Origin of the sequence: Pseudoalteromonas sp. FUC4 (assembly GCF_008370255.1) — a bacterium.
Lineage (GTDB): Bacteria > Pseudomonadota > Gammaproteobacteria > Enterobacterales > Alteromonadaceae > Pseudoalteromonas.
Genome location: NZ_SEUI01000001.1, coordinates 1,205,070 through 1,229,202 on the forward strand (window position 1 = coordinate 1,205,070; position 24,133 = coordinate 1,229,202).

Annotated in this window: 21 protein-coding genes and 1 pseudogene; 9 read left to right on the top strand and 13 right to left on the bottom strand. The window is 39.2% G+C overall.

The window, feature by feature from the left end; translation table 11 throughout:
- Positions 1-6 precede the first annotated feature (6 nt).
- From acpP to yceD, 6 genes are all read right to left on the bottom strand, one after another.
- A complete protein-coding gene (gene acpP, locus EU510_RS05375) occupies positions 7-243 on the bottom strand; it encodes an acyl carrier protein (RefSeq protein WP_002962377.1) in 237 nt (78 codons plus the stop codon).
- A gap of 250 nt (positions 244-493) precedes the next feature.
- Positions 494-1,240 carry a 3-oxoacyl-ACP reductase FabG gene (gene fabG, locus EU510_RS05380; protein WP_149592582.1) on the bottom strand — a complete coding sequence of 249 codons (747 nt, stop codon included), beginning with the start codon at positions 1,238-1,240 and terminating at the stop codon, positions 494-496.
- 11 nt (positions 1,241-1,251) lie between these two features.
- Entirely contained in the window at positions 1,252-2,178 is a 927-nt protein-coding gene (gene fabD, locus EU510_RS05385) for an ACP S-malonyltransferase (protein ID WP_149592583.1), read from the bottom strand.
- A gap of 52 nt (positions 2,179-2,230) precedes the next feature.
- A complete protein-coding gene (gene plsX / locus EU510_RS05390) occupies positions 2,231-3,271 on the bottom strand; it encodes a phosphate acyltransferase PlsX (RefSeq protein ID WP_149592584.1) in 1,041 nt (346 codons plus the stop codon).
- Positions 3,272-3,283: 12 nt separating this feature from the next.
- Positions 3,284-3,454 (bottom strand): 50S ribosomal protein L32, encoded by a 171-nt coding sequence (gene rpmF / locus EU510_RS05395; RefSeq protein WP_002962381.1) that lies wholly within the window; start codon positions 3,452-3,454, stop codon positions 3,284-3,286.
- 9 nt (positions 3,455-3,463) lie between these two features.
- Positions 3,464-3,988, bottom strand: coding sequence for a 23S rRNA accumulation protein YceD (gene yceD / locus EU510_RS05400; RefSeq protein WP_149592585.1), 525 nt, complete (start codon positions 3,986-3,988; stop codon positions 3,464-3,466).
- A gap of 131 nt (positions 3,989-4,119) precedes the next feature.
- Between yceD and EU510_RS05405 the strand changes: the two genes are divergently transcribed.
- Positions 4,120-4,722, top strand: coding sequence for a Maf family protein (locus EU510_RS05405; RefSeq protein ID WP_149592586.1), 603 nt, complete (start codon positions 4,120-4,122; stop codon positions 4,720-4,722).
- Positions 4,723-4,727: 5 nt separating this feature from the next.
- Here EU510_RS05405 and EU510_RS05410 read toward each other — a convergent pair.
- Positions 4,728-5,390, bottom strand: a pseudogene (locus tag EU510_RS05410) (HAD-IA family hydrolase).
- Complete coding sequence (gene rluC, locus EU510_RS05415; RefSeq protein WP_149592587.1) at positions 5,387-6,346, bottom strand: 23S rRNA pseudouridine(955/2504/2580) synthase RluC; 960 nt, start codon at positions 6,344-6,346, stop codon at positions 5,387-5,389. The pseudogene EU510_RS05410 and the gene rluC overlap by 4 nt, the downstream one beginning before the upstream one ends.
- Before the next feature lie 772 nt (positions 6,347-7,118).
- On the opposite strand from rluC, the gene rne reads away from it, so the two are divergent.
- Positions 7,119-10,304, top strand: a complete 3,186-nt coding sequence (rne, locus tag EU510_RS05420; protein ID WP_149592588.1) for a ribonuclease E — start codon at positions 7,119-7,121, stop codon at positions 10,302-10,304.
- Positions 10,305-10,644: 340 nt separating this feature from the next.
- On the opposite strand, the gene yejK is transcribed toward rne, so the two are convergent.
- Positions 10,645-11,661 (bottom strand): nucleoid-associated protein YejK, encoded by a 1,017-nt coding sequence (gene yejK / locus EU510_RS05425; RefSeq protein ID WP_149592589.1) that lies wholly within the window; start codon positions 11,659-11,661, stop codon positions 10,645-10,647.
- Between the two features lie 62 nt (positions 11,662-11,723).
- Here yejK and EU510_RS05430 point away from each other — a divergent pair, with 62 nt between their 5' ends.
- The 6 genes from EU510_RS05430 (at position 11,724) to EU510_RS05455 (ending at position 17,405) form a co-directional block, all read left to right on the top strand.
- Positions 11,724-11,936 carry a DUF1414 domain-containing protein gene (locus tag EU510_RS05430; protein ID WP_008109847.1) on the top strand — a complete coding sequence of 71 codons (213 nt, stop codon included), beginning with the start codon at positions 11,724-11,726 and terminating at the stop codon, positions 11,934-11,936.
- Positions 11,937-11,941: 5 nt separating this feature from the next.
- Positions 11,942-13,438, top strand: a complete 1,497-nt coding sequence (locus EU510_RS05435; RefSeq protein ID WP_149592590.1) for a DUF3413 domain-containing protein — start codon at positions 11,942-11,944, stop codon at positions 13,436-13,438.
- Positions 13,439-13,524: 86 nt separating this feature from the next.
- The gene (locus EU510_RS05440; RefSeq protein WP_149592591.1) at positions 13,525-14,004 is read left to right on the top strand and encodes a DUF4124 domain-containing protein; all 480 of its coding nucleotides are present in this window, start codon (positions 13,525-13,527) and stop codon (positions 14,002-14,004) included.
- A 103-nt stretch (positions 14,005-14,107) separates the two neighbouring features.
- The gene (gene aceK, locus EU510_RS05445) at positions 14,108-15,826 is read left to right on the top strand and encodes a bifunctional isocitrate dehydrogenase kinase/phosphatase (protein ID WP_149592592.1); all 1,719 of its coding nucleotides are present in this window, start codon (positions 14,108-14,110) and stop codon (positions 15,824-15,826) included.
- A gap of 19 nt (positions 15,827-15,845) precedes the next feature.
- Positions 15,846-16,784 carry a LysR family transcriptional regulator gene (locus tag EU510_RS05450; RefSeq protein WP_002961484.1) on the top strand — a complete coding sequence of 313 codons (939 nt, stop codon included), beginning with the start codon at positions 15,846-15,848 and terminating at the stop codon, positions 16,782-16,784.
- Positions 16,785-16,961: 177 nt separating this feature from the next.
- On the top strand, positions 16,962-17,405 hold the full coding sequence (locus EU510_RS05455) for a ferritin-like domain-containing protein (protein WP_149592593.1): 444 nt from the start codon (positions 16,962-16,964) through the stop codon (positions 17,403-17,405).
- Positions 17,406-17,617: 212 nt separating this feature from the next.
- Here EU510_RS05455 and EU510_RS05460 read toward each other — a convergent pair whose 3' ends face one another.
- The 3 genes from EU510_RS05460 to EU510_RS05470 are packed head-to-tail and all read right to left on the bottom strand — an operon-like array spanning position 17,618 to position 22,305.
- Positions 17,618-20,653, bottom strand: coding sequence for a TonB-dependent receptor plug domain-containing protein (locus EU510_RS05460; RefSeq protein ID WP_149592594.1), 3,036 nt, complete (start codon positions 20,651-20,653; stop codon positions 17,618-17,620).
- A gap of 9 nt (positions 20,654-20,662) precedes the next feature.
- A complete protein-coding gene (locus EU510_RS05465) occupies positions 20,663-21,742 on the bottom strand; it encodes a FecR family protein (protein ID WP_149592595.1) in 1,080 nt (359 codons plus the stop codon).
- Complete coding sequence (locus EU510_RS05470; protein WP_002961494.1) at positions 21,739-22,305, bottom strand: RNA polymerase sigma factor; 567 nt, start codon at positions 22,303-22,305, stop codon at positions 21,739-21,741. Before EU510_RS05470 ends, EU510_RS05465 begins: the two co-directional genes overlap by 4 nt.
- Positions 22,306-22,679: 374 nt before the next feature.
- Here EU510_RS05470 and EU510_RS05475 point away from each other — a divergent pair, with 374 nt between their 5' ends.
- Positions 22,680-23,195 (top strand): DUF2937 family protein, encoded by a 516-nt coding sequence (locus EU510_RS05475; RefSeq protein WP_149592596.1) that lies wholly within the window; start codon positions 22,680-22,682, stop codon positions 23,193-23,195.
- Here EU510_RS05475 and EU510_RS05480 read toward each other — a convergent pair.
- A complete protein-coding gene (locus tag EU510_RS05480; RefSeq protein WP_149592597.1) occupies positions 23,175-24,062 on the bottom strand; it encodes a LysR family transcriptional regulator in 888 nt (295 codons plus the stop codon). The genes EU510_RS05475 and EU510_RS05480 overlap by 21 nt on opposite strands.
- Positions 24,063-24,133 lie beyond the last annotated feature (71 nt).

The window sequence follows — 24,133 nt, forward strand, 5'->3', positions numbered from 1 at the left end:
GATTAATTACTCAGCGTGTGCTGTTACGTAATCGATAGCAGTTTGTACTGTAGTGATCTTCTCAGCTTCTTCATCTGGGATCTCAGTATCAAACTCTTCTTCAAGAGCCATTACTAGTTCAACAGTATCAAGAGAATCTGCACCTAAGTCATCTACGAAAGAAGATTCATTTTTAACTTCTTCTTCTTTAACACCTAGTTGTTCAATGATAATTTTCTTTACGCGTTCTTGGATATCGCTCATTCTTCTTTCCTTTATTAAAAACGCCGATGCGTTATTTTCAGATTGCCGCGTAGTTTACGCGGCATAATTCTCTGATTCAATGATTTGACCATAAATAATTGTCTGGTCAAACCTCTGAGTGTGTGTTTTGTCTTTTATCGCTTATTTTCGCAGCGATTTCAAGTATGTTTAAAGCAAGTTCACAAATAATTCAATGTTTTTGAGGTAACTTACTTAACTTTATTAGGTAACAATGTGGGTACAATGGTTATTAAACCATGTACATCGCGCCATTTACATGCAAAGTTTCACCTGATACATACGCAGCCGCGTCAGATGCTAAATAACATACTGCAGCTGCAATTTCGTCTGGTTGACCTAAACGCCCTGCTGGAACATTTGCAAGTGTTGCTGCTTTTTGCTCGTCAGTTAAGTCATCAGTCATATCAGTTTGAATAAAACCAGGTGCCACTACGTTTACTGTAATGCCACGTGATGCTACTTCGCGTGCAAGTGACTTAGAAAAACCAATGACGCCTGCTTTAGCCGCTGCATAATTAGCTTGCCCTGCATTACCCATAGTGCCCACTACTGAGCCAATATTGATAATACGGCCTTTCTTTTTCTTCATCATTGGACGAAGTACCGCTTTAGATAAACGGAAAATCGAGCTTAAGTTAGTGTCGATTATATCGTCCCACTCAGTCTCTTTCATACGCATTAATAGGTTGTCACGTGTGATACCTGCGTTATTAACAAGTACGTCAACATCGCCAAAATCAGCTTTTATTGCAGCAAGTGTCGCTTCAATAGATGCAGGATCCGTTACGTTTAATGCATAACCTTTACCATTTTCACCTAGGTACTCGCTAATTTTAGCAGCGCCTGACTCGCTTGTTGCAGTGCCTGCAACTTTTGCACCTTGCGCAACTAATGTTGTTGCAATTGCTTTACCAATACCACGGCTAGCGCCAGTAATTAGGACAACCTTGCCCTCTAAAGAAAATAAATTAGACATTTTATATACTCTTATTTAGCTGCAGCGATTGAAGCGGCGTCGTTTACTGAGCCACAAACCATTGCTTTATCAATTCGTTTCGCAAGTCCTGTTAATACTTTACCAGGACCAAATTCGTAGCTTTGCGTTACATCTTGTGCAACCAAAGCTTGTACTGTTTCTGTCCAGCGAACTGGGCTGTAAAGCTGGCGTACTAGTGCATCTTTAATTGCATCAGCTGACGCTTGTGCTTTTACATCAACATTATTAATTACATCACACTTAGGTGTATTAAATGTTAAAGCAGCTAAGTCTACCGCTAGCTTATCAGCTGCTGGCTTCATTAGTTCACAATGCGAAGGTACACTAACAGAAAGTGGTAATGCGCGTTTAGCACCAGCATCTTTACATGCTTGTGATGCTCTATCTACTGCCGCTTTATGCCCTGCAATAACAACTTGGCCAGGAGAGTTGTAGTTAACTGGAGATACAACCTCACCTTGCGCTGAGGCAGCACATGCCGCTTTTATTTCTTCATCGCCTAAGCCAATAATAGCAGCCATTGAACCTACACCTGCAGGTACAGCTTCTTGCATGTATAAACCACGGTTTTCAACAAGCTTAACAGCTTCGCTCAAGCTTAGTACGTCGCTACATACTAGTGCTGAGTATTCACCTAAGCTGTGACCGGCCATAACAACGTCTGCATCTGGGTTTGCTGCTAGCCAATCACGGTAAATAGCAACACTTGCAGTTAATAATGCAGGTTGTGTACGATGAGTTTGATTTAATTTTTCTTCTGGGCCATTAAGAACTAGCTCTGCTAAGTCGTAACCCAGTGCATCTGATGCTTCTGCAAATGTTGCTTTAACAATGTCAGAACTCTCTAGTAGCTCTTGTAACATACCAACGCTTTGCGAGCCTTGACCTGGGAATAGAAGTGCAATTTTTTGTGCCATACTTTGCTCTTTTTAATTAAACAAATAAATAATGAAATACACGGCACATCAATTATTGATTAACCGCCGTGTCTTTAGAATGTGTTTTTTCGAAAATAGCAGCTATTTTATCAGGAAGTTGACGTTCAACCTCTTTTACCGCTTCATCAATTGCTGCTTGAAATGCTTTAGCTGACGCATTTCCATGACTTTTAACGACAATACCGCGCAATCCTACCAGAGAAGCGCCGTTATACTGGTCGGGGTTCACCCTTTTATAGAGTTTTTTTATTATTGGACGCAATATAAACGCCATACATTTATATAAAAGGTGCTTTTCGAGCGCAGCTGTAAACTTATTCATAATAAGCTTGGCAATGCCTTCGCATGTTTTAAGCGCCACGTTACCCACAAAACCTTCGCATACAATAACATCAGCCTTGCCAGAAAAAATATCACTTCCTTCGCTGTAACCAATGTAATTAATGTGTGGGCTTTGCTGCATTAATTGTGCAGCTTGTTTAATGTCGTCGTGGCCTTTAATGTCCTCAGCGCCAATATTTAATAAGCTTACGCGAGGGTTATCGCAGCCAAGTGCTTGGCCAGCAACTATAGAGCCCATAATGCCAAACTGGTACAGCATTTGCGCATCGCAATGCACATTAGCACCTAAGTCGAGTAAATATACTGGGTTTTGGCTTTCTGTAGGAACAGATGAAATGAGTGCGGCACGTTTAACACCTGGCAGCATTTTTAATACGTAGTGAGCCATAAAAAATAAAGCGCCGGTATTACCTGAGCTAACACACGCTTGTGCTTCGCCCGATTTAACTAAATCAAGGGCAACACGCATAGATGAATCTTTTTTTGAACGTACAGCAATTGCAGGTTCGCAGGCGTTAGTGACTATTTCACTACAATGACGAATGATGAGCCTTGGATGAGATAAAGAATCGAGGGATTCGAGTTCTTTAGATATAACGTCTTCATTGCCACATAAAATGAGACTTAAATTGGCATGAGCGTTTACCGCATGAACGGCAGCAGGAATAGATGAACGGGGGCCGTAATCGCCCCCCATCATATCTAACGCTATGGTTAGATCTTTCAGCATATAAGTAATCTCTTATTTAGAAATTACTTGAACGCCTTTGTAGTAACCATCTGCAGTCACATGGTGACGACGATGAGTCTCACCAGATGTTTGATCTACAGTTAAAGTTGGACCACTGATCGCATCGTGTGAACGGCGCATGCCGCGTCTTGCACGAGACTTTTTGCTTTTTTGTACAGCCATAGTCTTCTCCTAAGAATCTTTCTTAAGTTGTTTCAAAATATCAAATGGATTAGGTTTATCATCTTCCGCCTTTAATACACCAAAGCTGGCAGGCTTTGCTGAATAACTGCATGAAGCTTCGTTGTGGGTAGCCACTAATGGAATTGCTAAAATTAGTTCGTCTTCAATTAAATCAAAAACGTTAACTTCACCATTTTCATCAAGTGCTACTTCGTCGTAGTCTTCAGGAAAAATATCTAACTCTGTATCTTCACCTACTGGTGAATATGCAAAGTCTTGAACCAAATCCAACCCTAAATCACCATTACAACGTTGACAAATGACAGTAACATGTGTGGACAAATTGCCTCTAATCACAGCGAAACCTTGATCATCGTTTTTGCAATGTATTTTTACCGCTATTTCACCTACTTCTTCCTGCACAACTTTCTCTAAACGAGTAAGTTTTTCAAGCGGTACAATTCCGTCATACGATAAACGGTGCTGCGCTGCTTTGCCTGGATGAAGAGTGATGGGAATTTTCACCTTTTGCATAGGGGCTGCATCATATAGATAGTTAGTTTGTTAGTCAAAGTAAAAAACCATTTTTACTTGGTTTTTAACGTGTTTTACTCTCGGATCTGATTTATCCTAACTCAATCTGAATTATCGTAGGAAAACAGTCCATGAAGCTTCCACTCATTTTAGCGTCAAGCTCGCCTTTTAGGCAGTCTTTATTACAAAAATTTAATTTACCCTTTGATACGTTTTCACCCGACGTTGACGAATCAGCACTTGAATGCGAAACACCTACTGAACTGGTTAAGCGTTTAAGTGAGTTAAAAGCCTCAGCAGCTAATAAACACTTTAAAAAAGGGTTAGCAATTGGATCAGACCAAGTCGCTGTGTTTAACAATCAAATTTTAGGTAAACCGCACAATAAACAAAATGCTCTAAAACAACTAAATTTATTTAGCGGTAATACTGTAACATTTTTAACTGGGCTTTGTGTTTACGATATTGTAACTGGCACTAAAAAAACCTGTGTAGAACCTTTTAATGTGACGTTTAAAACACTAAGTGATGCACAAATTAGTGCTTATTGCGACGCAGAGCAGCCTTATAATTGTGCTGGCAGCTTTAAAAGTGAAGGGTTGGGTATCTGTTTATTTGAAAAACTAAGCGGAGACGATCCTAATAGCTTAATTGGATTACCATTAATTAAACTCAGCCAATTACTGGCTGAGTTTGGTATTGATGTACTTACTGCTCAAACAAGTTCTAGTTAAATAAATTAACCAAGCAAAACCTGTTGCAATTGCAGATAATTATCTACCGTTGCAACAGGACTAAGCTCATTTAGCTGCTGTGCGTTATGTACACCCATTGTTACGCCAATTCTATCCATGCCTGCAGCTTTTGCCATAGTCATGTCTATTTGGGTATCACCAATCATTACAGCGTCTTGAGCGCTTATGCCAAGTTCTTTAAGTAATTGATACAACATATCTGGAGAGGGCTTTGATTGCGCTTCGTCACTAGTTCGTGTTGCACTAAAAAAGTGGCGCAATTTACTTTGCTCAAGTAAACGCTCTAATCCATCTCAACCTTTACCTGTTGCAACCGCTAAAACAATGCTCTGCTCTTTTAAGGCACCTAAAACGTTTGCAACATTATCAAATACAGGAGTTGGTGTGGTATCAACACTATATTGGTGTTTATACCCTTTAATTAGCGCTTGATGCTGCGCGACATTATCGGGAAATAAAACATCAATTGCTTTTTCAAGCGACATACCAATAATGTTTTTAATTGCTAAATCACTTGGTGACACTAAATTAAGTGACTCAGCACTACTACGAATACAGTTAACTATTTTAGTGACTGAATCCATAACGGTGCCATCCCAATCAAAAATGACGAGCTTATATTTTTTAATTGGCGTCACTGCAATCAGTGTTTTGCGTCTCGTAATTTTAGTAATGTATTTTTAAGCGTTTTATCAAGGGGCGCTTCAATACGCATCGTTGTTTCGTTTTTAGGATGATAAAAACTTAAATCGTGTGCATGTAAGAATAAACGGTTTAACCCAACTTTACGCATAGATTCATCAAACCCCTGGTCACCGTATTTATCATCGCACGCGATAGGATGACCTTTACACTGTGTATGAACACGAATTTGGTGCGTACGTCCTGTAACAGGTGATGCTTGTACAAGTGAGCAATCGTTAAAACGTTCAAGTACTTTAAAACGCGTATGCGAAGGCTTGCCCTCAGTGTTATCTACACGTACTACGCGCTCACCCGATTTAAGTGTATTTTTACGCAGCCCTTCGGTTACGTTTTTAGTTTTAGAGTCCCACTGCCCTTCTACAAGAGCCCAGTAATTTTTTTCCATCGTTTTTTCACGAAGTTGTTCATGCAATGCTGTTAACACAGAACGGCGCTTTGCTATAAGTAAACAGCCCGAAGTATCGCGGTCAAGCCTATGAACTAGCTCAAGACTACGTTCCTCTGGGCGAAGCGCGCGCAATGCTTCAATTAAACCATAACTTAAACCACTGCCACCATGAACAGCCATACCTGAAGGTTTATTTATAACAATAAGGTATTTATCTTCAAATAAAATATCGTCTTCTAGGCGAGTTACTTTGTCTAGTTTTGATGGTACAAACTCTTCACGCTCAGCAACTCTGATAGGTGCAATACGCAGTACATCGTCAAGCTGTAGTTTATATACAGGCTTAATACGCTTTTTATTAACGCGTACCTCACCTTTACGCAAAAGTTTATAAATAGCGCTTTTAGGCACCCCTTTTAAATGGGTAATAAGAAAGTTATCAATACGCTGACCTAAATGGTCTTCATTGATCGTGACATAAGTTACTTGTAAGTCGTTTTTTTCTGACATTGCCTAATCACTAATTTAAGTAAAATAATTTAGTTGCTAACACTGTAATAATAGTGGGATAATCAGCAGCGCAAATATTTAGTATTTGCAAATAACAACGGTGCTTTTTAACACATTAAAACATTCGTGATGCACATTCTGGGTAGCCGATCATACAGATCCGAGTTAAGTTTTCCAAAGCTTTTATGCCTCCTCAGTTAACACGTGCGATCAATTAACGGCAATGCGCGTAATATATTGCTGGTTAAGTTTGAACATGAAGCGATTTTTAATGTGCTAGAGAAAGCAATGAACAGATAATTTGTCTGATAGTGACGACGTAAAAAACGTCGTTCAGCACTAGCTCAATTATTGTAGTACCGTACAGCAGCTTATTTAGAATTAAAAAAATCTAATAAATAAGCGTTCATTAACATCGGTAGCGATTTTTGCTCTTAAAACGGATATTAGCGATACATCAGTATGTATTGCTCACCAACTTAATGAGCCCTACGCACCTAATATGAATGATATTTAGTAAGATTAATATGACAGGCCGACTTCTGGGTAAAACTTGTAAACGTAGCTGAAAAGCCGACAGTTTTAGCACCATTAAGAATTTAATAGCGATAATAATCGCTATTGTTTGCCAGCATTTAAAATACTGCATACGAAATACAGAGCCGTTCCGTTAAAGACCCAGTCGTGAGGCTGCACATTCTAAAAATAGGGACAACTGAACAGGCGAGAAAAACATCGTCATGTCAGCGACATAAATAAGTAGAGTAACAATATGAAACGTATGCTAATCAATGCAACGCAGCAAGAAGAAATGCGCGTAGCACTGGTTGATGGCCAGCGCCTTTATGATTTAGATATCGAAAGCCCAGGTCACGAACAGAAAAAAGCCAATATTTATAAAGGCAAAATCACTCGCATTGAACCATCTCTTGAAGCAGCATTTGTTGATTACGGTGCTGACCGCCATGGTTTCCTTCCTTTAAAAGAAATTGCCCGTACTTACTTCCCTGCAGGTTACACTTTTCATGGTCGCCCTAACATTCGCGACGTAATAAAAGAAGGTCAAGAAGTAATAGTACAAGTTGATAAAGAAGAACGCGGCCAAAAAGGCGCAGCGTTAACTACTTTTATCAGTGTTGCTGGTAGCTATTTAGTACTTATGCCTAATAACCCTCGCGCCGGCGGTATTTCTCGTCGAATTGAAGGTGATGAGCGTACTGAACTTAAAGAAGCATTAGGTCGTTTAGAACTTCCTAAAGGTATGGGCTTAATTGTTCGTACAGCGGGTGTTGGTAAATCGTTTGAAGAACTTAACTACGATTTAAAAGCATTATTAGTACACTGGGATGCAATTAAACAAGCAGCCGACAGTGCTAAAGCACCGTTTTTAATTCATCAAGAAAGCAACGTGATTTTCCGCGCAATACGTGATTATTTACGTCGCGACATTGGCGAAATTTTAATTGATAAACCACGTGTTTTTGAAGAAGCTAAAGCGCACATTGAGCGTTTTCGCCCTGACTTTATGAGCCGTGTTAAGCTTTATCAAGGTGACACTCCTTTATTTACGCATTACCAAATTGAAAGCCAAATTGAGTCTGCGTTCCAACGTGAAGTACGCTTGCCTTCTGGTGGTTCAATTGTTATTGACCCAACTGAAGCACTAACGTCTATCGATATCAACTCGTCTAAGGCAACTAAAGGCGGCGATATTGAAGAGACAGCACTTAATACAAACTTAGAAGCGGCCGACGAAATTGCACGTCAATTACGTCTTCGTGACCTTGGTGGTTTAATTGTAATCGACTTTATCGATATGACTCCTCCACGCCATCAACGTGAAGTAGAGAATCGCTTAAAAGATGCAGCGCGCCCAGACCGTGCTCGTGTTCAAATTGGTAAAATTTCACGCTTTGGTTTACTTGAAATGTCGCGTCAGCGTTTGCGTCCTTCATTAGGTGAAGCAAGCCAAGGCCCATGTCCACGTTGTAGTGGCCAAGGTACTATTCGTTCAAACGAATCAATTGCGCTTTCAATTCTTCGCTTAATTGAAGAAGAAGCAATTAAAGACAATACAGCACAAGTAAATGCACAAGTGCCTGTTGCTGTTGCCGCTTATTTATTAAATGAGCAACGCCGTAGTGTTCACCGCATTGAAAAACATCATAAATGTGACGTAGTGATTATTCCAAATCAACATATGGAAACACCACATTATGAAGTTATGCGTTTACGTAAAGACGAAACACTTGAAACTGTAAGCTATGGACAAGTTGTTGCGCCAGAGCCTGAAGTATTTGAGATGTCAAAATCGCCAAGTGCACCAGTACGTGAAGAGCCAATGCTAAAAGGCGTAGTTATGCCTTCTACTCCTGCTCCACAAGCAGCTCCGACTAAAGCTGTAACACCTGCTGCGCCAGTACAAATTAAAACTGGAGGTGGCTTACTTGCTGCTATTGGTAATTGGTTTAAGGCGTTATTTGCAAGTGAATCTGAAGAAGAGAAAAAAGAAGCTGTAGAAAAAGAGCAGCAAGAAGCGCGTAATAACGCTCGTCGTGGTAACGATAACCGTCGTCGTAATAACAATCAACGTCGTCGTAATAATAACCCACGCACTAACAAGCCGCGCAATGAGCGTCCAGCCGCTGAAGAGGAAGCTAAAACTGACTCAGCAGCAAGCACAGAGACTCAAGAGAGAAGCGAGAACCGCAACAAGCGCCGTCGTAATCCTAACTCTCGTAAGCGCCCAGAGCATAAAAACCAAGAAAAAGATCAAGTTAAAACTGAAGCCCCTGCAAAGGCACAAGTAGAAACTGATTCTAAACCAGCACAAGCTGCAGAGCCTAAAGAGCAAAAGCCTAAAGTTCGCCGCCAACGTCGTAACATACGTAAAAAAGTACGTCTGCAAGATGAAAAAGCTGAGCAAGCTAACTCAACAGAGCAAGCACCTGAGCAAACGGTTGTAACTGAAACTCCACAAGTTCAAGAGCAAGCTCCTGCTGTAGAAAAGCAAAAGCAAACTCCGGCAGAAAAAACAGCTCACATTAAAGAAGAGAAAGTTGATGTTGTTGATTTTAACGATGAAACAGCAGCTACTGAAGACGAGCAAGAGCAAACGCGTACACGTTCACGCCGTTCTCCTCGTCATCTTCGTGCATCTGGTCAACGTCGTCGTCGCCCTGAAGGTGAAGCAGAAGTTAAATCTGATGAAGCTCCTGCATTTATTCCAGTTGCTGATCAAGCTGCTGCAGAATACGAAGCAGAACTTAAAGCTAAATCAGAAGAAACACCGGTAGATGCGTCGCAACAAATTGAACAAGCCGTTGCGGTTGAAGACTTAGCAAAAGTTGAAGCTGTAAAAGAGCCAGTAAAAGCTAAAGAACCGGCTAAAGCTGAAACGCCAGTAGTAACTGAAGAGCCTACTAAAGTTGAAGCGCCAGTAGTAACTGAAGAGCCTGCTAAAGCAGAAACGCCAGTAGCCACTGAAGAACCTGCTAAAGTTGAAACACCAGTAGCCACCGAAGAGCCTGCTAAAGTTGAAACACCAGTAGCCACTGAAGAGCCTGCTAAAGCTGAAACGCCAGTAGCCACTGAAGAGACTGCTAAAGCTGAAACACCAGTAGCCACTGAAGAGCCTGCTAAAGTTGAAACACCAGTAGCAACTGAAGAGCCTGCTAAAGCTGAAACGCCAGTAGTAACTGAAGAGCCTGCTAAAGTTGAAGCAAAAGTGAAAACTGAAAAATCAGCACCGCATGTTAAAACAGCGGTTACTCAAGGGTCAGCAAGTGCGCCAATGGCACAACCTACTCCTGTAGCTGATAGCGAAGTAAAACATACGTGTGTTGCAATGGCTCACGATAAACGTGAACTAGTGCCAGACAGTGGTTTACGAGCAGGTTCAATCAAACCTGCTGGTCGTGCAAGCTCTGCAATGACTAAAACAATGAGTGTTGATTAATAACTAACATTCATTAAAAAGCCCCGCTATTTATTAAATAGCGGGGCTTTTTTGTTTTTATGATTTAAATAATTAGAAAAATGACTTCACGCCCGTAAAAAGTAATTTTTTCACAAAGAGGTTAAGAGACGCTTCGCTTTTAGAGGTAGTAATAAGGCTAAGCCTAGCTAACTTGAAAAGCCCCGCTAGTAGACCATCACTTGTGTTTTCTCATTCACTTCTCTTTGTAAAATAAATCTTTAAGGTTTTGTTCCGATGCAACGAATTTATATACCGATACAAAAAAGCGCGATATAAATATCGCGCTCTTAAATCAGCTTTTTAACTTAACTTGTTAAATTTACTCGCTTTCACTTTCCATAAAACGTTGTAACTGATCTTTTAAGTTTGGCGGAATACCTTTAATTACAAGCGTGTCAGTTGCCTCGTTGTAAGTTACGCGCTCACCTAAGTGTTTGCGTTCAAAACTAACACTTACACCACCACCAAGGCCTGAAAACTTAACCATGCTGGTTACAGTTTTCTTATCAACAGGGAAAGTTTCTTCTAAGTCATAGCTTTGCTCTTTACAAAAACTATCAAACGGGCTTTCATCGCCTTTTGTAAGCGTTGCAGATAGATCGCTTACGCTGGCATCTTCACCAGTTGTTACACAGTCATTACAGTAATCAAATACTTGTTTACGTAAATCGTCTTTTTCTGATTTATCAAATTGTTGCTCAGATAAATAATCCTCTACTGCGCTAAGCATGACTTGGCTTTGCTGTTTTGAATCAATACCCTCTTCACAACCTAAAAAGTCTAAGAAAAAGTCAGCAACTTTACGTCCAGCTCGCCCTTTGATAAATGAAATATAACGGTTGTCGTCAGCCTGTGTATCCCACGCTGTTAAATCGATACGAGCAGCAAGTTGCATGCGTGATATGTCTAAATGACGAGAAGCGGCTAAATCGAGCTCTGAGGTCATAGAATAATGCTCTTTGATGTTAATCATCGCAATTAGCATGTAATCAGTTGCAACGTACTGGTAATGACAAAATACTAAATAGCCTGTTTCACTAAATGCATATTTATCAAGCTCTTCTTTTAAAACCGTTGAGGCTTGCTCGGTCATATGCCAAAAGCCTAACTCATCATTACGGTAACTTTGCATTGCAGATGCTACAACACTGTTTTTGTCACCACTGAAAGCACAATAACCTTTACCAGGTTTACCATTGTATGCATGATGTAATTGTTCGATAAAAACGGCTACTTTATCGTTAATTACCATCTCATCATTTCGAAGGTGAATTTGCGTATCGTCGTCTTTTTTGTCTACATAGTGAACGACTAATTTTTTAACGTCTGTTGTCATCTTTGTTTTTCACGCCTCTAGTGTTAAAATACGAGAATATAACTATTTTATTGAACCAACTAATGCCAATTTTATCAAAATACTCTAATGAAGAAGTAGAACAAATCGTCGATCAGCTTATTGATGTGCTAAGTAAACACAATGCGCCGGTTGATTTAAGTCTTATGTGTTTAGGAAATTCTATCACGCATATCTTAAAAGAGCATGTACCAACAGGGAAAAGACAAGCTGTAACCGAGAACTTTGCAAAAGCACTCGCGCAGTCGGTTAAATAAAATTTATGAATTTATCGCAGCACAATCAATTTTCATCAAAAGCGAGTCAGCTGCTAAGTTGGGGGCATTGGTTTACCTTTGCCAATATCGGCTTAGCCCTGCTTATTAGCTTAAGCTATTTATTTGCAGACTCGCCACCTACAAGCTTTTTAGGCATTACCTATATGCTAGTTACTTGGCTAAGCCACACTAGTTTTATAGCCTTTTTAGCGTTTGTGCTGACGGTATTTCCGCTTAGTTTAATATTCCCCTACCCACGACACATTCGTGGCATGGCCGCTGTTATAGCCACTGTAGGCGCATCATTGCTTACTCTTGATGCTTATGTGTATGTTAATTTAGGTTATCATCTAAGTATATCTGCCTTACCTGAAATCATTTCATTGTTGTGGCATCGCTTAACAAGCTCACCTGCCTTAACCACAATTTTAGCCAGTGGTATTGTTTTACTTATTTTAGGCTTTCAGCTGCTTATGAGTAATTATACATGGCACCACCTCGAACGCTTGAAACAGTTCAAATTTGCTCGATACGCTATCTCATTTCTAATTATTTGTTTTGCTTTTAGCCATAGTCTTCATATTTGGGCTGATGCTAATTTAAAATTTGATATTACCAAACAAGATAACGTATTACCGCTTTCGTATCCTACAACAGCTAAAAGCCTACTGGCTAAAAATGACTTACTTGATATAGAAAGCTATGAGCAAGCACATAACGTAAAAATTAATAACCAAAATATTAGTTATCAAATGCCAAGCCCGCTTGAAAAATGCGAGGACTACACACAAGCCAATGTAGATATATTTGTATTTGAAACTCAACAACAACTCGAAAAGTTTGTTGCCGAGAATAAAAACTTACACAAAACAGAGCAATTTTTGCAACCAACAAATCATGACGATACGCTATTTAGTTTAGTGTATGGTTTACCCGCTTTTTATAAAGCAGAAATTTTAACCGAGCAGACACTCCCCGTTTGGCAAAGTCAGCGCCGTAGCATTGAAGTAACTGGCATTGAAGAACTAAGCTTTATTAATGATCAAGCACATAGCTCTAGTGCTATTCGAGTAATTAAAGCGAGTGATACCCCTACTATTCGAGATGATGAAACACAAGTTTTTGCTTTTAGTCTTGCCAATAACAAGCAAGAAGTAGTAGCAACCTCAACGTTATACAGCTCTGACAAACGTATTTCTAAAGTAGATGGGCTAATTCAACCTAGCGATTTAATTGCAACAAGTGTTGGCCAATATTTAAATTGCAAAGCTATTGCCAAGCAAACAATGCTAGGCGTTAATCTATACAAGAAAAAAGACGATATGGGCATGAACTACTCTCAGGGTGTTGTTATAGCCTATAAAAAAGATAGGATTACCTTAATAGATTCAGATGGTAACTTTAAAAACATTTCCGCCGCTGAAGGTTTTTCTATTGAACAAGGTTTAGATATACCATTTTTAGTACAGAGTATTAAAAAGCTCAAAACCTTTACCCAATAGCCGTTATCCTAACCTAGCTTGATATACCACCAAGCTAGGTTATAGTTTTATATTGTTGTTAGATATAAAAACCAAGGATGACATGTATGTTTAAAACTTCTCGTTATATTCTCCATTCTAGCTTTTTACTTATCAGTTTTTTTAGCTTTAGCGATACCACTTACTACAAATGTGTAACAGAAAAAGGCACTGTCTTTTCTCAACTGCCTTGTGACGACGAAGCAACGACTTATAAAGTGAACACAACGGGTAATCAGTATTCTGGTCCTAAGGTTGACTACACTAAACAACTAAACGAACTTGAGCGTGAAAGGCTTCTATCTGGCTTACAGGCAGAGCTTCGCAGTAATAACCATAAACTAACAATACTTGATCGTAATAAAGAGCGTGCTGAATACAAACAACAAGAGCGATTAAATCATATCTTAGCCATTGATGATAAAAAGCGTATTACTAAAGACATTACTAAAAAACTAAAAATGATTAATAAAACATATAAGAAAAACGTATCGGCTGTGACTAAAAAAATTAAAATCCTCGAAAAAAAGATAGCTCAATTCCAATAAGTTACTCTTAGTTAGTAAGTAACATTTATCTTGGTTTTAAACTTAAAATAACATACCCTTAACACAATAGAGTATAAACTCTAGGGACTTTTAAGGAGTGCAAATGCAACCTCGCCATATTGCTGAATTAATTTTAACGGGTTTTAAAAGGCACTATCAGTTATTTCAAAAAACAACAGCCAAAGCCCCTCTTGCCTTTGCAAAAAAAGATTGGCAAGCAATTAATGATATCAGCCGTCTGCGTATCAGCTATTATGATGATCGTGTTAACGAAACCACGCAAGCGCTAAAAAAAGAAACCCCAACCGAACAACTCGATGAAAGCCTATGGCTTGAAGTTAAAAAGATATATCAGCATTTTTTATGTTTTCATCCTCAAGCAGAGCTCGCAGAAACTTTTTATAACTCTGTATTTTGCCGGCTGTACCATAGGCGCTATTTTCATAATGACTTTATATTTGTAGAGGCAACCTTAAAAGATGCTCCTTCAGTACCTGTTGAGGCCGAATATAGAACATACTTTCCTGTAGTTGATGGCCTAAAACCAACAATAAAACGCATTATTAGTCATTTTGATTTTAAAGCCCCATTTGTAAATTTAGAGCGTGATGTTCGCCTCCTTGTTAAAGCTTTTTATAAACAAGCCCCCGATACACATCACCAACCTTGGCAAATGCGCTTTGATATTTTACACACGCCTTTTTATCGTAATAAAGCAGCCTATATTGTTGGTCGTGTTGTTTCAAAAAGTGGAGTTCAGCCCTTTATAATCGCTGTATTACACGATGAAGGTAACGGATTATATTTAGATGCACTTTTAACTAAGTCATCTCAAATGCGTGTTATTTTTGGCTTTGCCCGCGCTTATTTTATGGTAGAGACTCATGCACCTTCAGCACTTGTTCGGTTTTTAAATCAACTTATGCCAAACAAAACACTTGCTGAGCTTTATAACGCAGTGGGTTTTCATAAGCAGGGGAAAACTGAGTTTTACCGAGAGTTTTTAAACCACTTATCCCACTCTAGTGATGAGTTTACAATTGCACCTGGGACTCCCGGTATGGTGATGATGGTATTCACCCTCCCCTCATTTGGCTATGTTTTTAAAGTAATAAAAGACAAATTTGGTGAGAGTAAACCCTTTGGCCGTGATACCGTATTAAAACGCTATCAACTGGTAAAAAACCATGACCGCGTTGGCAGAATGGCCGATACCATAGAGTATTCTAACGTCGTATTTCCTTTAGCGCGTTTTGATAGTAATTTACTTGCGCAATTACATAAAACAATTGGCTCATCAATGGTAATTGAGGGCGATTGGTTGATCATCAAGCATTTGTATATTGAACGGCGAATGACACCTCTTAACTTGTTTTTAGAAAATGCTGATGAAGAAAGTGTCGCCGACGCGATTGAAGAATATGGACAAGCCCTAAAAGAAATGATTGCTGTTAATATATTCCCTGGTGATATGCTCTTAAAAAACTTTGGTGTAAGTAAGCACAAACGTATTATTTTTTACGATTACGATGAAGTCCAATATCTAACCGATATGAACTTTAGAGCATTACCAAAAGCAAAGAGCTATGACGACTATTTAATGGATGAACAAAGTTACTCTGTTGCACCACAGGATGTATTTCCTGAGCAGCTTTGTACATTTGTAATGCCAAACCCTATGTATAAAAAGTTTTTACTCAGCACTCATCCAGAGCTTATAGATGTTAGCTTTTGGAAGCAGGCACAACAAAATATAAAAAATGGTCAGGTAAGTCATATTTACCCATACCCGACAGCACAGCGCTTTATTCACCACTGGTAAGCGCTAAAGGACACACACAATGAATATAAGTAAAATAGATTTAAATTTACTCGTTTACCTCGATACATTGCTTCGAGAATGCAACGTAACACGCGCTGCTAATCAATTGAGCATAACGCAACCTGCAATGAGTAATGGCCTTAAACGTCTTCGTAACTTATTTAACGACCCTATTTTAGTTCGTACCAGCGATGGTATGGTGCCTACCGAGCGTGCTTTGGAGTTACAACCCGTTATTCGTGGCATTTTAATGACCCTTGAAGAAACTCTAGCACCTAATCGAGAATTTGAGGCAAGCCAAAGTAAGCGTGTGTTTAGAATAATGGCCAGTGATTACGCTGCAAGTACATTAGCACCAAAGCTTTTAAGTAAATTGCACGAAGAAGCCCCCGATACTACTTTAGATATACTCACACCCAGTGATGTCACCTTTCATGATGTAGAAAACGGTAAAGTAGATATGGCAATCAACCGTTTTGAAAACTTACCTCAGTCTTTTCATCATAAACGTATTTGGAAAGATAGTTTTTGCTGCTTAGTAAAAGCCGATAATCCTATAATTGAAAACTTTAGCCTCGACAGCTATTTAAAAGCACGCCATATATGGGTAAGTAAAACAGGTTTTGGTGTAGGTGTAGGCATGGACCCTAAAGATGTGCAAAAACTTGGCTGGGTTGACGAAGCACTTGCTCACTTTGGTAAGCATCGTAATATTGCCACCTTTACGCGTAACTACCATGTAGCAATTCATTTAGCTAAAGAGAAAAATTTAATTGCGACCCTTCCTTCAAAAGCCGCAAATATATACTTAGATGATCCGGGGCTTAAAATTTTAGAGCCACCATTTCCAATTCCTCCTTTTGAGCTGGATATGATTTGGAGCCCACTGTTACATCGCGATGCGAGTCACATTTGGTTACGTCAAAAAGTAGCTGAAGTAGCTGAAGAGCTAAAATAACTTTATTACACAATATGATGTAAAAATTGCTAGGTTATTTTTATGCCTGTTAACTTAGCATCTTACTAAAACAAAATTAAACCAATAAAATCAAATAACTACATAACCATTGAAACGTGGAACATACATTGCTTTAATTAAATTGAACTATACATTCATTTAATTAAAGAGGTCATTATGAACACCCATCAAGGATCAGAAGTAAATCATATTACTGACATCATTCAAGTTATGAACAGCGGCATCGATTTTTATCAAAAAGCACAGGAAAAAGTTGAAGACCCTGCTATTGGTGCACTTTTTCAGCGTATGATAGATGCCCGAAAAGTGAGTGTTGAGCGCTTGCAGCCATATGCAATTAATGAAAAAGGCGAACGCGAAGATGGCTCATCTTTCGCTGTCGAAGCAAGGCGTGCATACACAGCGCTGCTTACTACATTCAGCTCACACAACGACAGCACGTATGTAAAAGAGCTTGAAGAGGTAGAAGATAAAACCCTTGAAGAAATTAAAGCTGCAATGGATAAACCGCAACCAGCTGATTGCGAAGCTGCACTGGCTAAAACATTATTAACAATGCAAAGCTGCCATGCAGAAATGAGCCGCATGCAAAAGCATTAAGCTTACATAACGCATAACTAGAACCCAGCCTCGAGCTGGGTTTTTTATTGCCTCTAATACACCGCCTCGCTTCACGTCATATTTAAAGTATATTGTTTAAAAAAAATCATTTTGAAGAGCTTGATGATCACTCAATAAAATCAGCCCATGCTAAAATCAAAAAAAGGGCCTTTCGGCCCTTTGAGTTAAATAACGAAAGCGAGAGTTAGTAATTAAAAACGGTATTCTGCACCTACGTAGTAGTAAGCACCGTTAAAACCAAACGGAGCCGAACGACGTGAGTAGTCAAACACACCTGAGCTGCTAATTACGGTATTACCATTAGCATCTACAATAGTACCTGAGCGAGAGTTACCTATTTCATTTTTATCTGGGTACACATCGAACAAGTTATTTGCACCAATATTTACTGATAAATCTTCAGTAACGAAGTAGTTAACTTTAACGTCAGTTAAAATTTCTGCGCCATACGTTTGACGACCACCATCCTCTACTGTGTATTCACCAAAACGATTAAGTGACAGGTTAACAGTCCAATCATCACGTTGATAAAGCGCGCTTAAGTTAATACGGTCCTCTGGTTGCCACTCTTCTATAATAGAGATATCTTCAGCTGAGAATATATCTTCTACTTTTACTGTCTCAAGGCTTGAGCCAGCAGGAGAGAACAACGATACAACATCTGTTTTAGTAAAGTTAGCTGCAAGTGTAAAATCAAGCGTGCCGCCTAAACCTTCAGTGTTCCACGTTGCTACAAAATCAACACCACGAGTTTCTGTATCAGCACCATTTAAGAAAAACTGCCCTACGCCAGCACCTGCACTATTTAGTGCTGCATCAAGGCTTGTAGATAACCCTTTACCTAAGCGATCACTAATTACAATACGGTCGTCAATATCAATCGAGTAATAATCAACGGTTACATTAATATTATCGGTAACGTTATACACAATACCTAAACTACGGTTTTGTGATTTTTCTTCTTTAAGTTTTGGAATACCTAAACTTTGCGCAAGTGTTGAATCATTTCTAAATGTACCAACTTCTTCTGCAACTAAATTACCATTAGCACCAACAACAAATTGTGTGCTTACGTTATTAAAGTAAAGCTGCTGCATTGAAGGCGCTCTAAATCCTGAGCTTAATGCACCACGTAATGAAATATCGTCGGTAATAGACCAGTTACCAGCAAGTTTAAAGTTTACTGTATCGCCAAAACCTTTGTAGTTATCGTAGCGAAGTGCACCAGATAAAATCACATCTTCAATTACATAAGATTCTGCATCTACGTAAAATGAAATTACATCACGTGACTCATCCACTGAAGACGCAGGTGATGAACCACCAAAACCTTGTGAACCMCCCGATGCATCTTCAGAGCCAACACCGCCACTTAAACCGCTATAGATACTTACACCATTTAATGTGTCGTAATCGCGGTACGCATATTCATTACCCTCTAAAATACGGTATTCGTCAGTACGTATTTCAGCACCCATCGCTAACGAATAATCATCAAAGTTTTGCGTAAAATCAATATTGATTGTTTGCAGTGATAATTCCATGCCGTAAGCGTACGCTTCACGTGGAATAGTTGTACGAATATCAGCTGCACTTAAACCTTGGTCATAGCGTAAAAAGTTAGCGTATGAGGCATTGATAGTGTCACTTGTAGTGTAATCAATGCTGTTCTCGCCATAGGTGTAAGATAAATCAAGGCTTGCATCGTTATCAAATTCAGTTTTATAACCAAAGTTGTACGAGATATCGTCGATAGTTGTGTTGATTTTTGGTAAGAAACCTAGCGGAATCGTCGCATCGTTATCTTGTAGTACTGGGTTACCGCCTGCATTTGCATTATGACGGAAAAATGCAGCCGACTCATTTTCACGTGTTGAGTAAGTAATAAAGCCGTAAAGCTCGCCATCACCTAACTCGTAACCGGTATTAATTGTTAGACCAAATTGCTGCGAATCAGCATCACCAATTCTAAAGGTGTCACGATCGGCTGTCAGCTCACGCGGATCGCCAGCCAGTAAAGTTCCGTCACTTAGTTCTGTACAACCATAAAACTGACAAGATCCATGTAAACCAGCACGGTTAGTCGGTGCACGGTCACGGTAATTGATAGTTGTATTTAAATAACCGTCATCACCTAGCGCAAAGCCTTTATTAAAATCAAGGTTAATGGTTTCGCCATCGCCTTCAGAATATTGACCGTAGTTAATAGCCGCTTTACCGCCTTCGCTTCCATCTTTAAGTACAATATTAATAACACCAGCAATTGCATCAGAACCATACTGAGCAGCTGCGCCATCACGTAATACTTCAATGCGTTTAATTGCAGAGGCTGGAATTGCATTCATATCAGTACCTGCGGTGCCACGGCCAACAGAGCCATTAATATGAATAATACTTGCTTGGTGACGACGTTTGCCGTTAATTAACACCAATGTTTGATCAGGACCTAAACCACGAAGTGTTGCAGGTCTTAAAGCATCAGTACCATCACTGATTGCAGAGCTTGAAAAATTAAATGAAGGGGCTATAGACTGAAGCATACGGCCAACTTCTGTTTGGCCTGTATTTTCAAGCGCTTCTGCACTTAGGATATCTACTGGAACGGGTAAATCTTCAACTGAACGCCCTGCTACTCGGCTACCGACAATAGCAATTTTTTCAATTTTTTCTTGCGCGACTTCTTCTGCTGCGTTTACACCTTGCGAATTTACTGCAAGTAAAGCTGGTAATACTGCTGCACTGACCGCTGAAAGCTTCATCATGTTGTTATCATTCCTGTTGATTTGTTTGAGTTTTATACTCAGTAAACCATTTTGATCAACAACCGCATCGAGCTCAGTTCCACCTAGCAATGCCTCTAGAGCATCTAACTGAGTGTAAAATCCATAAACTGAATTTGCATCATATTGCTTTGCCAACTCATAAGAAAACACCACGGTTTGCTCTGTTTGTTTAGCATATTCAATTAAGGCTTTATCTGCTCGCTGCGCTTTTATATCAAATTGCACCATTTGCCCAGTGGTCTGTGTTGCTGCTTGTACACTTAAACTAAAAATAGCCGGTACAAGCACACTAAATCCACTCAATAAATGCGTTTGGTTACTGCGCAACTTATATAAACAGCTGACAAACAAGAATCCTCTATAGTTTTGTTTCTTTTTTTTAATGTTTTTTTTACGTTCAATCTTTATTGATGCAACTTTATCTAACATTAGTTTGATTTGCATAACGTCTACTTATGATTCTGTGTGGTGTTTTAGCGTTACTACATGCTCGCCTAAACGCTCATGATCAATCGAAAAGTTAGTTTGTAAACTTTCTAATAAACCTTCAACGTCACCGGCTTTAAATACTCCAGCCACTTTAATACTGGCAAGCTCAGCTGATGAAAGCTCAAAACGTGTAGCTGTATAGCGGCTTACTTCGTTTAAAGCATCGCTTAGCTCTTCTCCATTAAAAATAAGCATACCGTTTTGCCATGCCAAATCACGTTGTACATCGTTCATTGAAAGCTGCGTAATTGGCTTTGTAACACTTTGCTCAATAACTGCTTTTTCGCCTGAGGTAACAATATTGGCATTAATTTGACGAATTTTTTTCGTGCTATTATCTGCACGTTGATAATCTTTAAAGTCATTTGCATCAACCGCTACACTTGGGTCAGTGATCATCACTTTGCCTTCAGTAACCACCAGTTCTAAATCTGACGAAGTATTGCGTTGTACATTAAATACCGTGCCAAGCGCGGTAAAACTTTTATCACCAGCCATGACACTAAATGGACGCGTGGCATCTTTTGCTACATTAAAGCGCCCTTCTCCACGACTAAGTAATAACTGCCTGCGGCCTTTACTATAAGCAACTTCTAGTAAGCTATTAGTATTAAGCTGCACTATGGTGCCGTCTGGCAACACATACGTAGCTTGCTCGCCTACTTTTGTTTTGTAAATTTTGGTGTAATTAACTTTTGCAAGCTCTTGGTTGTAGCCATTTTCTAAGTTAATTAATAAGTAGCTGCATACCATTAACGCTGCAAACAAACTCGCTGCAATTGAGTAAGAAATCACCCACTTGTTTTTTGATGTTTTAGTATTGTTGCGCTGAGGAAATAAATGACTTAATTCGTTTAATACTGAAAGCTCATCCCAAAGCTGAGCAAGCTCATATATAGAGTCTTGATGTGCGGTACTTTGCATCATCCATAATTTAAATTGCTCTTTTTCATCATCTGTCAAACCACGATCAATCGCGCTTATCCAATTACATGACTTTTCTAAGATTAAATCTTTTGAATTAAATTGATGAACATTACTCATTCTGCGACCCTCTTAACTGAAATGGGGTGTGCTTGAGCTTTAGGGTTCGTTTGAGGGCTTTGCTCATGTTCACGCATGTATAACATGGTTTGTAACAATCCTTTGGCAATGTGTTTTTCAACAGTGCTTTGGCTTAACTGCATTTGGTCTGCTATCTCTTTTTGGCTCATACCGTAAACTTTTTTTAATATAAAGCATTTACGAATAGATGAGCTTAATTGCTCAGTAGCTCTACAAAAAAGTAAAAAACGCTCTTTAGATGTGTATTCGTCTTCGAGCTTCATTGATTTGAGTAATACGGGTAATTCGTTATCGTTTTCTAACGAATCATTAAATTTATTGTCCCACTTAGCTATATGGTTGAGTGCTAAATGCTTTGCTGTTTTTAGCATATAACTGCGAGTAAACTGGATGTCTTGTTTTAAATCAGCTTCATAGCTTTTTACAAAGGTTTCTTGCACAATATCTTCTACATCGTCGGGTTGAACAATGCGCGATACAAAACGTTTGAGCTGTTTAGAAATATCAACAAATGTTGACGTGAACTTTACTTTTTTCGTCATCCTTAACATCCACCTGTTGTTATTTTTATTATTAGGGCGTGTTGGCCTTTCGTGGTTGAATTTGCAGCAGTACGTTTGGTATTTAGGCAAGGCAGAGCCTATGTAGTGTGGTTACTCCCCATAAATAGGTGATAACGCAGCATAAATGCCAAACATGCGCTGCCCGTTGGGTTCTTTCTAGGGACGATTAACTCTTTGTTGCTCGGTTTTGACTTAGCCCGCTAGGTTACAAACCTCGCGCCGCGATTAAATCGTACCTAGATTGAACAAATTTCAATCCACAAAGGTCAACACGCCCCATTAGGTTACGAGTTTTTGATATAAAAACAAGCTCAAATGTTAATTCTGAGTTATTTAAATGCATAGGAAGATAAATGAGTAAACTTTTAGATTATATACGACTTAGTTTCTTTGCATTCGGTTTACTACTTGGGGTGCAAATTCCTGCATTTGTCAGTGACTTTGGCCAAGCATTATCAGCCCAATTAATTGAAGCTAGTAATGCCGTTGCGCCTTTTAAAAGCGACGCAGCTAAGTATTTTAACAACGATGTAAATAAGCTAATAAAACACTATCAAAATATTGATGATGAAATTGTGAATAAAGGGGGAAGTAATATCAGTACTCTTTACGAGCGACAACAAGATTTACAAATAGCCGTAAATAGGTTTGAGAAGTCTCCATATATATTTACTATCATCAGTGGCATGAGCGATATAAAGCAACAAGTATGGCAGCGATTTGAAGGTCAAATCATTTTAAAAAAAGACTCTATTATAGCCGCCATTGTTGCAGCCATAATTGTTGCCTTGCTAGCAGAGCTTACTGGCTATTTGTTTTTAACTGGAGTAAAACGCTCATTTAAACGCTTATTCACAGCTCAAAAATAGTGATTTCATAAAATCATAAAATACATCAGTTTTGCGGGTTGTTAAACTATTTTGCGGACGTAAAAACCAAACCGGTGCATCATTTTGTGCCATTACCCCAGGCATAACCTCAACCAAAATACCGTTTTTAAGATCTTCATTAATCGCTATTTTTGACTTAATAGCGATACCATGTCCTGCAATGGCTGCTTGTGTCATATTATCGGAGTTTGAAATAGTAAAACGAGTTTTAGCATTAAAGGTATGGATTTTTTTTTGTTCATCAAAAAGCTTTAACTGGCGCTGCCATGGCAGGCAAACCCAATAATGCTCGCTCAATTGCGTTAAATTTTCAGGCATGCCGTACTTTTTTATATAGCTAGGGGCTGCACACAGTATACGACTATTGTTTACGATTTTACGAGAAAGTAGTCCAGAGTCATTTAATTTTCCTACCCTAATTGCAACGTCTTGAGCGTCATCAACCACATTTACAAAATGATCTGTAATTAAAAAATCAAGTTTTAGTTCAGGGTAAGCTTGCTCAAACTCATTGAGTTTAGGCATTACGTATTTTGAAAAAACCCAAGGCGGCATGGTCACTCGTAGTAAACCACTCACCGATGAGCTGCGCGCGCCAATACTATGTTCAGCATCGTGTAGAGCTTCTATTATAGCCCCCACACGCGTATAAAATATTTCACCTGCAGGAGATAACCGTACTCGCCTGCTATCTCTAAAAACAAGTACTGTTGCAAGCTCACGCTCTAGTTTACTTAAGCGATGGCTCACCGTTGCAGGCGATAAACGCTGCTCGCGGGCAGCAGCAAGCACGCCCTTATTTTCAACTACAGCTATAAATGTTTCTAAGTCGCTTAAATTATACATAAAGTTGCCATTGTGCACTTTTCAATGTTTAACATTTTCGAATGAAGCTTTCAGTTTTGCAATGTTTATTT